The 15,285-nt window shown below is 69.7% G+C and carries 12 protein-coding genes; 7 read left to right on the top strand and 5 right to left on the bottom strand.

The features are described 5' to 3' along the window. The first annotated feature begins 149 nt into the window (after window positions 1–149). Window positions 150–2,057, top strand: a complete 1,908-nt coding sequence (locus D7V88_RS04100; protein WP_120539274.1) for a bifunctional metallophosphatase/5'-nucleotidase — start codon at window positions 150–152, stop codon at window positions 2,055–2,057. Between the two features lie 12 nt (window positions 2,058–2,069). Here the strand turns inward: D7V88_RS04100 and D7V88_RS04095 are convergent, their stop codons facing one another. Beyond that, window positions 2,070–2,387: a hypothetical protein gene (locus D7V88_RS04095; RefSeq protein WP_244237969.1), complete on the bottom strand. Its 318-nt coding sequence runs from the start codon at window positions 2,385–2,387 to the stop codon at window positions 2,070–2,072. 212 nt (window positions 2,388–2,599) lie between these two features. Further along, complete coding sequence (gene clpP, locus D7V88_RS04090) at window positions 2,600–3,196, bottom strand: ATP-dependent Clp endopeptidase proteolytic subunit ClpP (RefSeq protein ID WP_120539272.1); 597 nt, start codon at window positions 3,194–3,196, stop codon at window positions 2,600–2,602. Between the two features lie 140 nt (window positions 3,197–3,336). On the opposite strand from clpP, the gene D7V88_RS04085 reads away from it, so the two are divergent. Continuing rightward, on the top strand, window positions 3,337–6,090 hold the full coding sequence (locus D7V88_RS04085; RefSeq protein ID WP_147448605.1) for a hypothetical protein: 2,754 nt from the start codon (window positions 3,337–3,339) through the stop codon (window positions 6,088–6,090). Window positions 6,091–6,147: 57 nt separating this feature from the next. On the opposite strand, the gene fumC is transcribed toward D7V88_RS04085, so the two are convergent. Then, the gene (gene fumC / locus D7V88_RS04080; protein WP_120539270.1) at window positions 6,148–7,545 is read right to left on the bottom strand and encodes a class II fumarate hydratase; all 1,398 of its coding nucleotides are present in this window, start codon (window positions 7,543–7,545) and stop codon (window positions 6,148–6,150) included. 224 nt (window positions 7,546–7,769) lie between these two features. On the opposite strand from fumC, the gene D7V88_RS04075 reads away from it, so the two are divergent. Next, window positions 7,770–8,249: an MOSC domain-containing protein gene (locus D7V88_RS04075; protein WP_244237968.1), complete on the top strand. Its 480-nt coding sequence runs from the start codon at window positions 7,770–7,772 to the stop codon at window positions 8,247–8,249. A gap of 12 nt (window positions 8,250–8,261) precedes the next feature. On the opposite strand, the gene D7V88_RS04070 is transcribed toward D7V88_RS04075, so the two are convergent. Beyond that, window positions 8,262–8,840: a Uma2 family endonuclease gene (locus tag D7V88_RS04070; RefSeq protein WP_120539269.1), complete on the bottom strand. Its 579-nt coding sequence runs from the start codon at window positions 8,838–8,840 to the stop codon at window positions 8,262–8,264. A gap of 242 nt (window positions 8,841–9,082) precedes the next feature. Here D7V88_RS04070 and D7V88_RS04065 point away from each other — a divergent pair, with 242 nt between their 5' ends. Continuing rightward, window positions 9,083–9,634, top strand: a complete 552-nt coding sequence (locus tag D7V88_RS04065) for a PDC sensor domain-containing protein (RefSeq protein WP_244237967.1) — start codon at window positions 9,083–9,085, stop codon at window positions 9,632–9,634. 28 nt (window positions 9,635–9,662) lie between these two features. Next, window positions 9,663–11,567 carry a methyl-accepting chemotaxis protein gene (locus D7V88_RS04060; protein ID WP_120539268.1) on the top strand — a complete coding sequence of 635 codons (1,905 nt, stop codon included), beginning with the start codon at window positions 9,663–9,665 and terminating at the stop codon, window positions 11,565–11,567. A gap of 31 nt (window positions 11,568–11,598) precedes the next feature. Here the strand turns inward: D7V88_RS04060 and D7V88_RS04055 are convergent, their stop codons facing one another. Further along, on the bottom strand, window positions 11,599–11,958 hold the full coding sequence (locus D7V88_RS04055; protein ID WP_120539267.1) for a PspC domain-containing protein: 360 nt from the start codon (window positions 11,956–11,958) through the stop codon (window positions 11,599–11,601). Window positions 11,959–12,229: 271 nt separating this feature from the next. Between D7V88_RS04055 and aceB the strand changes: the two genes are divergently transcribed. Further along, entirely contained in the window at window positions 12,230–13,852 is a 1,623-nt protein-coding gene (aceB, locus tag D7V88_RS04050) for a malate synthase A (RefSeq protein WP_120539266.1), read from the top strand. A gap of 63 nt (window positions 13,853–13,915) precedes the next feature. Then, window positions 13,916–15,202, top strand: coding sequence for an isocitrate lyase (aceA, locus tag D7V88_RS04045; RefSeq protein ID WP_120539265.1), 1,287 nt, complete (start codon window positions 13,916–13,918; stop codon window positions 15,200–15,202). Window positions 15,203–15,285 lie beyond the last annotated feature (83 nt).

Raw genomic sequence — 15,285 nt, 5'->3', positions numbered from 1 at the left:
CGTGTCGTTCGCGTCACATCCGTCGGACGGCACCCATTCGCGACCCAGCCCTCACGCGGGCGCCATGCGACGGTGCCAGGGTCCCCGCCCTCCGGAGGGAAACCGCGTCACGGTCGCTCCTCCGTTGCCCGAATCCAGGAGCCGCCTCGATGCAGCCTTCCGTTCCCCCCGCGCGGGATGTCCCACGTCCCAGCGTCTTCCTCCTCGCCGGTGCCTTCGTCACGGGCCTGCTGCTCGTCCTGCACGGCGGCTGCGGCAACCACGAATGCGTCAACGCCTTCGACTGCGAAGAAGCCAACCCCGCGCCGGAAGGCCAGGGCTGGACCTGCGTCGAACACGTCTGCCAGGCCGTCGTCCCCCGGCCACCTCTGGAGACCGACGCGGGCACCAGCACCGACGCGGGAACCCAAGACGACGGAGGCACCGCCGCGACGGTGTCCGTGAAGATCATCGCCTTCAACGACTTCCACGGGCAGTTGGATCCCGCGGGCGGCACCGGCGGACAGATCATCACGGCAGCCCTCCCGGACGGTGGCGCGGACCGCGTGAACGCGGGCGGCGCTGTGTACTTCGCCCGCCACATCGCGGAGCTGCGCGCGAAGAACCCGAACACGGTGGTGGTCTCCGCCGGTGACCTCATCGGCGCCACGCCGCTGCTCTCCGCCCTCTTCCACGACGAACCCACCATCGAGGTCATGAACCAGGCGGGCCTGGACCTGGCCGCGGTGGGCAACCACGAATTCGATGAAGGCGGCCCGGAGCTCTTGCGCATGCAGGCTGGCGGCTGCCATCCGGTGGACGGCTGCCAGGATGGCACCGGCTTCGAGGGCGCGCGGTTCAAGTACCTCGCGGCCAACGTGGCCACCGGAGCGGACCGCACCTTCTTCCCGCGCTACGACGTGCGCACCTTCGAGGGCGTGAAGGTGGCCTTCATCGGCATGACGCTGGAAGGCACGCCGCAAATCGTCACCCCGTCGGGCATCGCCGGCCTCACCTTCAAGGACGAGGTGGAGACCGTCAACGCGCTGGTGCCGGAGCTGAAGTCCCAGGGCGTGGGCGCCATCGTCGTCGTGGTGCACGAAGGCGGAACGCCCGCGCTCGACTCGCTCTACAACGAGTGCAAGGGCATCTCCGGCCCCATCCTGGACATCGCCCAGAAGCTGGACGCCGCCGTGAACGTCATCGTCAGCGGCCACACCCATCAGGCCTACAACTGCTCGCTGAGCGGCAAGCTCGTCACCAGCGCCGCGTCCGTGGGTCGGCTGCTCACGGACATCGACCTGACCCTGGACGCGAAGACGGGCGCCGTGACGAAGGTCCAGGCCCAGAACGTCATCGTCACCCGCACCGTGACGCCAGACCCCACCGTCACCGAGCTGGTGGCCCGCTACAAGGGCCTCACGGCACCGCTGGAGGGCCGCGTCATCGGCTGGATTGCCCAGACGCTCTTGCGCGGCGACATCCAGAAGGACCCCACCGGACAGTCCGCCATGGGCTTCGTCATCGCGGACGCCCAGTTGGAAGCCACGAAGCCCGCGAGCCTGGGCGGCGCCGTGGTGGCCTTCATGAACCCCGGCGGCGTGAGGGCCGACCTCGTGCGCGACCCGGCCAACCCCAGCGACACCGGCTCCATCACCTACGGCGAGGCCTTCACCGTGCAGCCCTTCGGCAACAGCTTGGTCACCCTGACGCTCACGGGCGCGCAGATTGAACGTCTGCTGGAGCAGCAGTTCCGCGCCGGCACGGCCACCCGTATCCTCCTGCCGTCCGCGGGCTTCTCCTACGCGTTCAGCGCGTCAGCGCCCCTGGGCTCCAAGGTGGATCCCGCCAGCATCCAGATCAACGGCACCACCGTGGATCCCGCCGCCAGCTACCGCGTCACGGTGAACAGCTTCCTCGCGCCGGGCGGCGACGGCTTCACCGTCCTCACGGAGGGCACGAACCTGCTGGGAGGCGCGGTGGACTCCGATGCGCTGGAGGCGTACCTGACCGCGAAGAGCACGGAGTCAAACCCGCTGCCGGCCCCGGCGCTCGACCGCATCACCCTGCTGCCGTAACCCTCGCGGTGCTCAGCGACCCGAACCGCCCGTCGCGGGGCTCGCGTCGCTGGGCTTCCAGGTGCTGGAGGTGGGCTCGAACGTGGGCGTGATGTCCAGGCGGCGGGAGCCCGTCACGCGCTGCGCCAGCTCATCGAAGTCCAGCTCCAGCAGCTTGCCGGAACCCTCCTGCGGGAGCGCGAAGCGGATCCGCCAGTAGTTGGGGCGGATGCGCACCGCCTCTCCGCCCTCCGCCAGCAGGATGCCGTTCTGACGGGCGTACTCCGCGCCCGCGTCGACGACGTTGCGCTCGCCCAGCTCCGCCTGCACGGACGCGGACGCGGGAGGCACGGGCGGACGCCCCGTGGGTCCGATGGCACAACCAACACCCGCCAGGAGGGCAGGCAGGAGAGCGGCAATCACAGAGCGGGGCACCATCACCAGACAGTGGGCACGCCAACGTCAAGCGGCACTGTGGGACAGTTGCGAATCGTCCGGCCAGCGCATGCTTGACCGGAACGACGGCACGGGAAGTGCTCTCCCGGCCGCCGGGGCAGCAGGAACTACTTGGGCGTCGGGATGCCCGCGCGCTCCACGACCTCGTCGATGAGGCCGTACTGCCGGGCCTCCTCGGCGCTCATGAAGTAGTCGCGCTCGGTGTCCTTCTCGATGCGCTCGATGGTGTGGCCCGTGTGCTTCACGAACAGGCCGTTGAGGTACGCGCGCAGGCGGAGGATCTCCTTGGCCTGGATGTCGATGTCCGTGGCCTGCCCCTGCGCGCCGCCCAGCGGCTGGTGGATCATGATGCGGGCGTTGGGCAGGGCGTAGCGCTTGCCCTTGGAGCCCGCCAGCAGGAGCAGCGCTCCCGCGGAGGCCGCCTGACCCACGCAGATGGTGGACACGGGGCATTTGACGTACTGCATCGTGTCGTACATCGCGAGCGCCGCGGTGACGGAGCCACCGGGGGAGTTGATGTAGAGGTTGATGCCCTTGTCCGGGTCCTCGGACTCCAGGAACAGGAGCTGGGCGACGATGAGGTTGGCCACATCGTCGTTGATGGGCGTGCCCAGGAGGATGATGCGGTCCTTGAGCAGGCGGCTGTAGAGGTCGTACGCCCGCTCGCCGCGGTGCGTGGTCTCAATGACGAAGGGGACGTTCATGGCCCACGTACCCTAATCGTCCCCGCGCCCGCGCGCTCCCTCCTTCTTGCCGGAGCGTGCGCTGTCCCACGCTTGGGCGGAGTTGGAGGGGTCAGTCCCCCGTGGTGGACTGTGCGCCGCTGGCCAGCCCCGGAGGGGATGTGCGGTCGACGAACGTGAAGGCGTCGCTGTCGCTGATGTGTGTGCTGTCGCTCGGGGTGGGATGTGGAAAGACCCCGGACCCTGGCCCGAAACCGGAGCCCGAGGGCCCCCGGAACGCGGTCCTCGTGCGGGACGGGAGCACGGGCGTCGTTCCGGGCGTGCGGGAGACCTTGCTCCGCGACTTCGTGGACCTGGGCCCCACCGTGCTGTTCACCCAGGACGACGCCCTCCACGGGCGGGAGCTCTGGACGACCGACGGCTCGACCCAGGGGACCGCGCTGCTGCTGGACCTGATGCCCGGGAACATGGGGTCCGAGCCGGGACAGCTCACCCGGGTGGACGACGCCGTCTTCTTCGCGGCCCGGACGGCGCAGACCCTGGAGTATGTGAACCTGTTCGCGCTGTGGCGCACCCGGGGCACCCTGGCGAGCACCACGCAGCTCGTGTCGCTGCCACAGCGTCCCGCCTTCGTCGTCGCAAGGAGCGGCGGGGTCTATTTCGCGGCGCCAGACGTCCAGGGCAGCCAGGAAGAGGCCGCCCTCTGGACGAGCGACGGCACGCCGGAGGGCACCCGAAGGGTGGGGACGCCCTCCGGGGCCCGCATCCTCATGAAGGAGGCCAGCGCCGCGCGGCTGGGGGAAGCGCTGCTGTTCACGGCCCGGACCGCCCAGGGGGACCCCGTGCTGTGGAGGACGGATGGCACCCCGGAGGGAACGCGCGCCGTGTTGGCGTTCCCCGGCGCGCAAGGCTTCGCCCTTCAGCAGCTCACGACGGTGGGAAACCAGGTGCTCTTCTGGGCGAAGGACACCACCTCCGCGACCCGGCTGGCGCTGTGGCGTTCGGACGGCACCCCCGCCGGCACGCTCCAACTGAAGAGCCTCGCGCCGCCCCGGACCGACTCCACCGCGCAGCAGGGCTTCGTCGCGAGGGACGGCGCGGCGTTCTTCGCCGCCTCGGACGTCCAGACGGGAACCGAGCTGTGGAAGACGGACGGCACGCCCGGGGGCACCGTCCTCGTCTCCGACCTGGGTCCGGGAGCGGCGGGTTGCGACCCCACCGCGCTCACGTTCCAGGGCCCGTACCTCTACTTCGTCGCGAGACCCGACGAGCAGCCGCCGCGCCTGTTCCGAACGAACGGTACCGACCCGGGCACCACGCGCATGAACGGCCGCATCGGTGACGCGCCGCAGGACCCCTCCCCCACCGGGGGCACGATGATCGCCACCGACGGCGCCCTCTTCTTCCTGGCCTCCACGCAGGGCGAAACCGGGCTGCGGCTCTGGCGCGCGGAAGCGACGGCCGTGGCGCGGGCCGTGTCGGATCCGCTCCCCTCGCCGCTGGGCCTCATGCTCCAGCGGGGCTCCCTGTACCTCATCACGGTGACGGGCGAGCTGTGGACGCATGGCGGCGAGTCCGGGCCGGCGTCCCTGCTCTCCCAGCCGCCCCCGCGTCCCCAGGGGTCCTTCGACCAGGGCGCCGACGTGGTGGACGTGAACGGGGCGCTCTATTTCACCCAGCCCGACGAAATCGCCGGCCTCTGGCAGTTGTGGAAGAGCGACGGCACGAAGGAGGGGACGGTGCAGGCAAAGCCGCCCTCGACGGGAACGAATGACAGCGTCCGGCTGTCCCCAGAGAACCTCACCGCCGTGAACGGACGGCTCCTGTTCACCTCCAAGGCCCCGTCCCTGGGGGTGCCCTTCGCGCTCTGGGGCTACGACGCGGCTTCCGGGAAGGCCGCGCTGCTTTCGTCCGCGTTGGGCCAGTGGGTCACCCCGCGTCCCCAGGGCCCGAGTGTCTTCACCTCCCGCCCCCTCGTCGTGGGAGCGCAGGCGTACTTCCTGGCCATGTCGCCCCGGAAGTATCCCACCCCGGACGAGCTGTGGAGGACCGACGGCACCCTCGAAGGCACCGTGCGGGTGAAGGCCGGGCTCACCCCCTTCCTGGCCACGACGCTGATGTCCGTGGGCGGCCGGCTCTTCTTCGAGGTGAGCGAGGACTTCGACAACTGCTCGCTGTGGACGACGGACGGCACCGAGGCGGGCACCGTGAGGCTGACGGCCCCGAGCGCGAGCGGGTTCAGCGCCTTGTCGGGCGTCGCCGTGGGCGACCAGCTCTTCTTCTGGGCCTTGGTGGGCACGGACGGCATCGAGCTGTGGAAGACGAACGGCACGCCCGAAGGCACGGTCCGTATCGGTGACGCAGCCGGCGCGGACACGAGACTGGAGTCTCCGGGCACGAGCGTGGGCGGCACGTTCTTCTTCGCCCGCGTCCCCCCGAACGAAGCACCCCAGCTCTGGATGAGCGACGGGCGGACCCTGGAGCGGGTGGGCACGTTCGGTCCGGTGGGCTCGCCGCTGTGGCCCGCGGAGCTGACGGCGCAGGGAGACCACCTGCTGTTCTGGGCCGCGACCCCCACGAACGGCTACGCCCTGTGGCGCGTGGACGGACGGGGCGCCAACGCCACCGTCCTGCTGCGGGCCAGTTCGGGTGGCGGCGTGGTGGCGACCCCCAGCCGGCTCGTGGAGAGCAGGCCCGGAGGCCCGATGCTCTTCGCCGCGTCGGACGGCGCCACCGGCCTGGAGCTCTGGAAGACGGACGGCACGCCCGGGAACACCATGCGCGTCACGGACCTGGCGGCAGGGCCCGCGTCCTCCGCGCCGGACAGCCGGATCGTGCCCTCCGGCAACCGCATCTACTTCCCCGCGTGGACCCCAGAGGAGGGCCGCGAATTGTGGGCCCTGCCCATGCCGTAAGACGAGCCCACGTCGGCCCGGGAGGCGCAGCGTCCCCCGGGCCGGCTTGCGTGGGGCCTACAGGTTTCCGGTCATCTTCTCCGGGCGGACCCACTGGTCGAACTGTTCGGGGGTGACGAGGCCCAGCTCCACGGCGACCTCCTTGAGCGTCTTGCCCTGCTTGTGCGCCGTCTTGGCGATCTTCGCCGCGTTGTCGTAGCCGATGTGCGGGTTGAGGGCCGTCACCAGCATCAGGCTGCGCTGGAGGTTCTCCTGGAGGCGGGGGAGGTTCGGCTCGATGCCCACCGCGCAGTTCAGCCGGAAGCTGCGCATGCCGTCCGCCAGGAGCCGGCAGCTCTGCAGGAAGTTCTGGATGATGAGCGGCTTGAAGACGTTGAGTTCGAAGTTGCCGGACGCGCCGCCCAGGGAGATGGCCACGTCGTTGCCCATCACCTGGGCCGACAGCATGGTGAGCGCCTCGCTCTGCGTGGGGTTCACCTTGCCCGGCATGATGGAGCTGCCCGGCTCGTTCTCCGGAATGTTGATCTCCCCGATGCCCGAGCGCGGCCCGGACGACAGCCACCGGATGTCATTGGCCACCTTGAACAGCACCGCCGCCAGCCCCTTGAGCGCGCCGTGCGCCTGCACCAGCGCGTCGTTGGCGGCCAGCGCCTCGAACTTGTTGGGCGCGGTGACGAAGCCGTGGCCGGTGAGCTTCGCGATCTCCGCCGCCACGCCCTCCGCGTAGCCCGGGGGCGCGTTGAGGCCGGTGCCCACGGCGGTGCCGCCCAGCGCCAGCTCCAGCAGGTGCGGCAGCGAAGCTTCGATGTGACCCTTCGCGCGCTCCAACTGCGCCACGTAGCCGCTGAACTCCTGGCCCAACGTGAGCGGCGTCGCGTCCTGGAGGTGCGTGCGGCCAATCTTCACGATGGACTGGAACGCCTGGGACTTCTGCGCCAGCACGTCGCGCAGGGCCGCAAGCTCCGGCAGCACGTGCTTCACCACGGCCTCCACGGCGGCCACGCTCATCGCGGTGGGGAACACGTCGTTGGAGCTCTGCCCCTTGTTCACGTCGTCGTTGGCGTGGACCTTGCGCGCCTCCCCGCGCTCGCCGCCCAGCAGTTCCGAGGCGCGGTTGGCCAGCACCTCGTTGCAGTTCATGTTCGTCTGGGTGCCGCTGCCGGTCTGCCACACCAGCAAGGGGAACTCCTCTTCATGCTTGCCGGCGAGCACCTCGTCCGCGGCCTTCACGATGGCCTGGGCCTTCTCCTGGGGCAGCGACCCGTTCGCCTGGTTCACGAGCGCGGCGGCCTTCTTCACGAGCACCAGCGCGTGGACGAGCTCCGCGGGCATGCGCTCGCTGGAGATGGCGAAGTTCTGACGGCTGCGCTGCGTCTGCGCGCCCCAGAGCCGGTCGGCGGGGACTTCGATGGGACCAAAGGTGTCCTTCTCGATGCGAACATTCTTCGTGCTCACGGTGCGGCCTCCCCATCAGGGAACAACGATGTCCAGGCGCCGGTCCCCCTCGCGAGGAGGGGAGTCGCACGGCGTCGCTGCCGCGATTAACACCCCCGCCCCGGCACGGCAGGCCTGAGTGGAGGGCGGATGCCGTATCTCCAACGCTCGGGGCCTGGGAAGGCAGGCCCGTGCAGCCCCGCCTGCTCCTCACGCAGGAAGCGCGCGGGCGTTAGTGTCGCGCCGTGAGCCCCTCCGGCACCATCCGCGCCCTCTTCCTGGCCCAGGAGCGCAACACCCCCATGCGACAGGTCCCCGAGGCCCGGGCCGTGGAGCAGCACGGCTTCGAAGGGGACCGCCACCAGCGACGCACCGTGGGCCACAAGCGCCAGTTGCTGCTCGTGGACGAAGCGCAGCGGACCGCGCTGGACGTGCCCGTGGGCGCGCTCAAGGAGAACGTGCTGGTGGAGGGCCTGGCGCTGGACGCGCTGCCGCCGGGCCAGCGGCTGGCGCTGGGCGCGGAGGTGGTGGTGGAGCTGACCGAGCCGTGCGTGCCGTGCTGGAAGCTGGATGCGCTGCGCCCCGGACTGCTCCAGGAGAGCTGGGGCCGAAGGGGTCAACTCGCCCGCGTGCTGAAGGCGGGCACCGTGCGCGAGGGTGATTCCGTGCGCCTGTTGGACGTGAACCCGGACGCGCCCCGCATCATCCGACCGAAGCTGCCCTGAACGAGGGGTGGCTCAGCGCTCCCAGAGCGCGTCCAACTCCAGGGGCACCGCATCGAAAGGCGTTGCATGCACGGTGCCCTTCCCCAGATGCACGCTGACCAGCCCCCACTGGCCATCGCGCAGTCGGTGGATCTCCAATCCCTCCTCCAGTGGCTCGATGAACCACAACCACTCCACACCCGCGCGCGCGTAGATGCGCATCTTCGGTCCCCGGTCCCACCGACGCGTCGACGGGGAAAGCACTTCACAGACCCAATCCGGCGCCAGGGAGAAGACAGGGGTGTCCGGCATGCGCGGCATCCGTTCACGCCTCCATCCCGCGAGGTCTGGCACCAGGGCATCACCCGAGCCCGCGAAGCGCAGCTCCGGCTCATCCAGGATGAGCCAACCCCCGGGGCCGTCACGCCCTCGATCGAAGGGGCCATCCAACAAGGCCCCCAACCGGGATGCCGCCCGGGTGTGGCGTGACGCCGGCCTCGGACTGACGACCAACTCCCCCTCGATGATCTCCCCCACCTTCGTCGGAGGCACATCCACCAGGTCGGCATACGTCGCCGGCTTCCCCCTACCCCGCCCGTTTCCGTCGCCCATGGGAAGCAAGGATGCCCCCTACCCCTGACATCCTCAAGTCGGCGACGACCCGGGCACGGGGGATACGCAGCCAGGAAGGCGGGTCCATGCAGTCCCGCCCCCCCTCAATCCATACGGATGAGACATGCGCTCAAAACACGCTTACCTCGAATAAAACAAATCAACGCCTGCCTGCGTGACGGTGGAAGCACATTCGTGTCACACTTTTTTCGACTGTTTTTCACGGTCTTGGGGGAGTGTGGATGTCCATGTTCTGGATGGGATTGGCGGTAGCGTCTTGGGGGACGCTGCCTCCGGACGGTGCCGCGCAACTTCGGAAGGTGGACGCGGTGATGCCGGAATTGCGACGGCTGGCCGGCGACCCGGAGGTGGTGCGCGCCATTCGTGACCAGAACGCACGCCGCATGCCCTTCACCACCCTCCAGCGTCACGACGCGGAGTGGATGGCCACCCCGGCGCTCACGCCCTTCAAGCAGACCGTGCTGGAGGCTCCGTGCACGGGCGCGCTCCAGCGGGCGCAGAAGCGGCTGGGCCAGGCGATGGCGGAAGCCTTCACCATGGACGGCCAGGGCGCGCTGGTCTGCGCCAGCCGGCGCACGTCGGACTACTGGCAGGGCGACGAGGACAAGTGGCGCCTCACCTACGCCGGGGGCCGGGGCGGACCGGAGCTGCGGGAGGCCCCCTTCTTCGACGAGTCCTCGCAGGCCTACGTCATCCAGGTCTCCCTTCCGGTCCGCGACGGCGCCCAGGTCATCGGCGCGCTCACCGTGGGCCTGTCCCTGCTCGACCTCTGATCCGCTCACCGCTCCCCTGGATGCTCCCATGCGCCTGCTGTCCGGCTTGAAACTGAGGGGTCGCCTCACGCTGTGGGTGTGCCTGCTGCTCGTCGCCGCGCTCACGCCTGTCCTCGCGGCGGGCATCCACGTCATCCGGCGGACCGTGGAGCAGCAGGTCCAGGGCGTCCTCCAGGTGGAGGCCGAAGGGCTGCGCGACCTGGTGGAGTCGTCGCTTCAGGAGCGGGAGGCGAACGCCCGCGCGTGGACGGAGGACGCCATCGTGCGCGGCGCCCTCCTGTTCGGCACCTACGCGAAGAGCGACGCGGTGCTCGCCACCCTGAACGGCCGCCACGAGAGCTTCGCGGGGCTGGTGCTGTTCACCGAGGACGGCCGCGTGGTCTCCGTCAGCCGCCCTGGCCTGCGCGAAGCCTTCGAGGGCCATGAGGCGCGGGTGCTCGCCTCGCCGTGGTTCCAGGCCGCGCTGAAGGACCGCCTGGACCCGGCCATCCTCACCGCCGCGCTGACCCGGACGGACCCCTTCTTCGGCCGCCCGGTGATGCCCCTGGCGCTGCCCGTGCTCAGCCCCATCTCCGGCGCGCGCGTGGGCGTCCTCCTGGCGGCGTATGACTGGAACCAGTTGGAGCAGGTGGTCGCGGGCGCGCTCCAGCGCTCGAAGGAGCGGGGCCAGCGCAGCTTCACCCTGGAGATCCTCGACCGGGACGGCGGACAGCTCTACAGCTCCAGGGCGAAGGGCGTCCCGGAACCGTCGCGGACGGTGCGGGCGCAGGCCTTCGACGCCCCCCAGCTCGCCGAGGCGGGCCGCCACTGGCGCTTCGTCGCGGCGATGGACGCGGAGGAGGCCTTCCAGCCCCTGAGGAGCTTCCTGAAGCTCAGCGTCCTCGCGGTGGTCGCGCTCCTGCTGCTGGCCATCCTGGCCGCCTGGGCCCTGGCGCGCGGCGTGACGCGGCCCATCACCACGCTGAGCGGCCTCGTGTCCCGCGTCGTGCGCGAAGGCGACCTCACCCAGAAGGTGGCGCTGCACGGACGTCAGGACGAAGTGGGGGAGCTGGCCTCCGCCTTCTCGCGGATGATGGATCACCTGCGTGAATCCACCGCCAGCCTCCAGCAGGGCACCCGGGTGCTGGGGCAGACCGTGGCGGAGCTGACCCGCGCCACGGAGCAGCAGGAGCGCAACCTCACCCGGCAGAGCGCCGCGCTCCAGGAGACGCAGGTCACCGCGCAGGAAATCCAGCAGACCTCCCAGCTCGCCGCGGATCGCTCCCAGGCGGTGCTCGGACTGGTGTCCCGGGCGCGCGAGGTGGGCAGCGCCGGAGAGGCGACGCTCCAGGCCAGCCTGGGCGGCTTCGAACAACTGCGCGACCACGGGGTGCGCTTCGCCGAAGGCGTCTCCTCGCTCAACGAGCGCACGCGTCAGATTGGCGGCATCACCCAGACGGTGAAGGACCTGGCGGACCAGTCCAACATGCTCGCGCTCAACGCGGCCATCGAAGCGGTGCGCTCCGGCGAGCACGGCAAGGGCTTCAGCGTGGTGGCGCGTGAAATCCGCAGCCTCGCGGACCAGTCCATCCAGGCCACCAGCCGGGTGCGCGAAATCCTGGACGACATCCGAGGCGGCATCCACGCCACCGTGGCGCTGTCGGAAGAAGGCCAGCGCCGCTCCGAGGAGGGACTCGCCCAGGTGCACGCCAGCGGCCAGAGCCTGCGCGCGCTGACGGAGATCATCCACGACAACGCGTCAGCGGCCCAGCAGATCGCCGCCGCCGTCATCCAGCAGAACGCGGGCATCGCGCAGATCTTCACCGCCGTCACCGACCTGTCCGGGATGATGGACGACACCCTCCAGGCCACGCAGGGCACCCAGCGGATGGCGCACACCCTGCGCGGCGTGGCCGAACGGATGGAGTCCGTGGCCGGCGTCTGGCGCGTCTAGCGGCCCGCGCGACGCCGGACGAAGCCAGGACTCAGACGCGGCGCTCCCAGCGGGGGGCGTCGTCGTCCACGGGCGTGTTCGCCACCCGGGAGACCCAGTCCAAGAGCCCCTGCAGCGGCGCCTTCGCCCCGGCCCGCGCCGGCGTGAACGCCCACACCAGCAGGTAGAGCAGCAAGCCCATCCCGGACGACGCGAACAGCAGCACCACGAACGCCAGCCGCACCCAGGTGACGGACACCCCCATCCCCCGGGCCAGCAGCGAGCACACCCCCAGGACCGAGCGCCCCTCCCCCCGGTGCAGCGGCGACGCGCCCGGGCGGCAGTGCGGGCAACCCGCCGCTTCCCGGGACAGCTCCGTCGAACAAGCCCCACAGCGTGTCGTGACGTCCATGACCTGACCTCTCCTTCGCGCCCCCGCTTGGCGACATGGGGGCCTCATCCCTACCTACGGGGGCCGCGTCAGGTGATTGCCACCCCCAGGACATGGGGTTCCGGGGGGTTGTGTCCCGGTGCGTCAGTGGATTTACAGATTTAATCCGCTGGATGTTGACAGCCTTACAGGCAAGCAGCTTCTAATTCACCAAGACTTCCCTTCCACAGACGGCAGGGGCATCTTTCAGCCCATCAGACCGCCTTTACAACGCATCACGTCAGGAGCCGACATGGACGCCAACACCTCCCAGACCCCGCCGACTTTCGGTCCCGGCGTGAGCATCGAGGGGGGCTGGCACCCGGATTACGCGGCGGTGCTGACGCAGGAGGCCATGGCGTTCGTGGCGAAGCTGGTGCGCACCTTCGGCGAGCGCCGCGAAGCGCTGCTGGAGCGGCGCAAGAAGGTCGCGGAGGGCTGGCGCAAGGGTGAGCGTCCGCACTTCCTCCCGGAGACGGCGGACATCCGCAAGGGCGACTGGTCGGTGTCCCCGGTGCCGGCGGACCTCCAGGACCGGCGCGTGGAGATCACCGGTCCGGTGGACCGCAAGATGATCATCAACGCGCTCAACTCCGGCGCCAGCGTCTTCATGGCGGACTTCGAGGACGCCAACAGCCCCACCTGGGACAACGTGGTGCGCGGCCAGGTGAACCTGCGCGACGCGGTCCGCGAGTCCATCTCCTTCACGGCGGAGAACGGGAAGCAGTACGCGCTCCATGAGAAGCACGCCGTGCTCTTCGTGCGCCCGCGCGGCTGGCACCTGCCGGAGCGCCACGTGCGCATCGACGGCAAGCCCATCTCCGGCTCGCTCTTCGACTTCGGCCTGTTCTTCTTCCACAACGCCCGGGAGCAGTTGAAGCGCGGCACCGGCCCGTACTTCTACCTGCCCAAGATGCAGAGCCACCTGGAGGCCCGGCTGTGGAACGACGTGTTCCACCTGGCCCAGAGCGAGCTGGACATCCCGCGCGGCACCATCAAGGCCACCGTCCTCATCGAAACGCTGCCCGCCGCGTTCGAGATGGACGAAATCCTCTACGAGCTGCGCGAGCACTCGGCCGGCCTCAACTGCGGCCGCTGGGACTACATCTTCAGCTTCATCAAGACGCTCCAGTCGGACGCGTCCGTGGTGCTGCCCGACCGGGGGCAGGTGACCATGGACAAGGGCTTCCTCAACGCCTACTCGCAACTGCTCATCCAGACCTGCCACCGCCGGGGCGCGCACGCCATGGGCGGCATGGCCGCCTTCATCCCCATCAAGGGTGACGCCGCCGCCAACGACGCGGTGATGGCCAAGGTCCGCACCGACAAGCAGCGCGAGGCGAAGAACGGCCACGACGGCACCTGGGTCGCGCACCCCGGCCTCGTCCCGGTGGCGAAGGAGATTTTCGACGCGCAGATGAAGGGCGCCAACCAGGTGGCCAACAAGCGCGAGGACGTGCGCGTCACCGAAGCGGACCTGCTCCAGATTCCCTCCGGCACCCGCACGGAGGAGGGCCTGCGCCACAACATCCGCGTGGGCATCCAGTACACCGCCGCGTGGCTGGGCGGCCTGGGCTGCGTGCCCCTCTACAACCTGATGGAGGACGCGGCCACCGCCGAAATCTCCCGCGCCCAGGTGTGGCAGTGGATCCACCACGGCGCCACGCTGGACGACGGCCAGAAGGTCACCCTGGAGTTGTTCCGCAAGCTCCTCGCGGAGGAGATGGCCCAGATGAACCGCGAGGGCGTGGCGGAGCGCTACGGCCAGGCCCACGTGGAGAAGTCCCGCGCCCTCTTCGAGCAGCTTTCCACCGCGCCTGCCTTCGAGGACTTCCTCACCCTGCCGGCCTACGAGGCCCTGGATGCGAAGTCCTGACGTCACATTTTTCCTGAAGCCTTTTCACATCCCTTCACCGCAGCACCCTTGAGGAGTCCTGGCATGTACGACGCGACGCCGACCACTTCCGATGCCTCCCCTCACGCGAAGCTCCATGCCCAGCGCTTCGAGGGAATCACGCGCACCTACACCGAGAAGGACGTGGAGAAGCTGCGCGGCTCCATCCGCGTCAGCCACACCCTCGCGGAGATGGGGGCCCGTCGCCTGTGGGAGCTGCTCCACACGGACGCGTACATCAACGCGCTGGGCGCCCTCACCGGCAACCAGGCCGTGCAGATGGTGCGCGCGGGCCTGAAGGCCATCTACCTGTCCGGCTGGCAGGTCGCCGCGGACGCGAACTCCGCGGGCCAGATGTACCCGGACCAGAGCCTGTACCCGGTGGACAGCGTCCCCAGCGTGGTGAAGAAGATCAACAACGCCCTGCGCCGCGCGGATCAGATCGACCACGCGGAGGGCCGCCATGACCGCAACTGGTTCGCGCCCATCATCGCGGACGCGGAGGCCGGCTTCGGCGGTCCGCTCAACGCCTACGAGCTGATGAAGGGGATGATCGAAGCGGGCGCCGCGGGCGTGCACTTCGAGGACCAGCTCGCCAGCGAGAAGAAGTGCGGCCACATGGGCGGCAAGGTGCTGGTGCCCACCAGCCACTTCGTGCGCACGCTGACCGCGGCGCGCCTGGCCTCCGACGTGATGGGCGTGTCCACGCTGCTGGTGGCCCGCACGGACGCGGACAGCGCCAAGCTGCTGATGAGCGACGCGGACGAGTACGACCACCCGTTCATCGACAAGGCGGCGGGCCGCACGGGGGAAGGTTTCTACCGCATCAAGGGCGGCCTGGAGTGCGCCATCGCGCGCGGCCTGGCGTACGCGCCGTACGCGGACCTGGTGTGGTGCGAGACGAGCACCCCGGACCTCGCGCAGGCGAAGGCCTTCTCCGAGGGCATCCGCAAGAAGTTCCCGAACAAGATGCTCGCGTACAACTGCTCGCCTTCCTTCAACTGGAAGAAGAACCTGGACGACGCCACCATCGCGAAGTTCCAGCGTGAGCTGGGCGCCATGGGCTACAAGTTCCAGTTCGTCACGCTGGCCGGCTTCCACGCGCTGAACTTCTCGATGTACGAGCTGGCGCGGAAGTACAAGGACCGCGGCATGGCGGCCTACAGCGAGATGCAGCAGCAGGAGTTCGGCGCGGAGAAGGACGGCTACACCGCCACGCGCCACCAGCGCGAAGTGGGCACCGGCTACTTCGACCAGGTCGCCGAGGTGATTTCCGGCGGCAGCGCCAGCACCCTGGCCCTGCACGAGTCCACCGAAGCCCACCAGTTCTAGTCCGGGCGGACGGAATCCCGTTCCTGAAGTGAGGAGGCCGCGTGTCCCTGGGGGAAATTCCCCCGTGGATCCGCGGCCTTCGC

It is taken from the genome of Corallococcus terminator, assembly GCF_003611635.1.
Classification (GTDB): domain Bacteria; phylum Myxococcota; class Myxococcia; order Myxococcales; family Myxococcaceae; genus Corallococcus; species Corallococcus terminator.
This window is presented reverse-complemented; position numbering and strand designations above follow the sequence as displayed.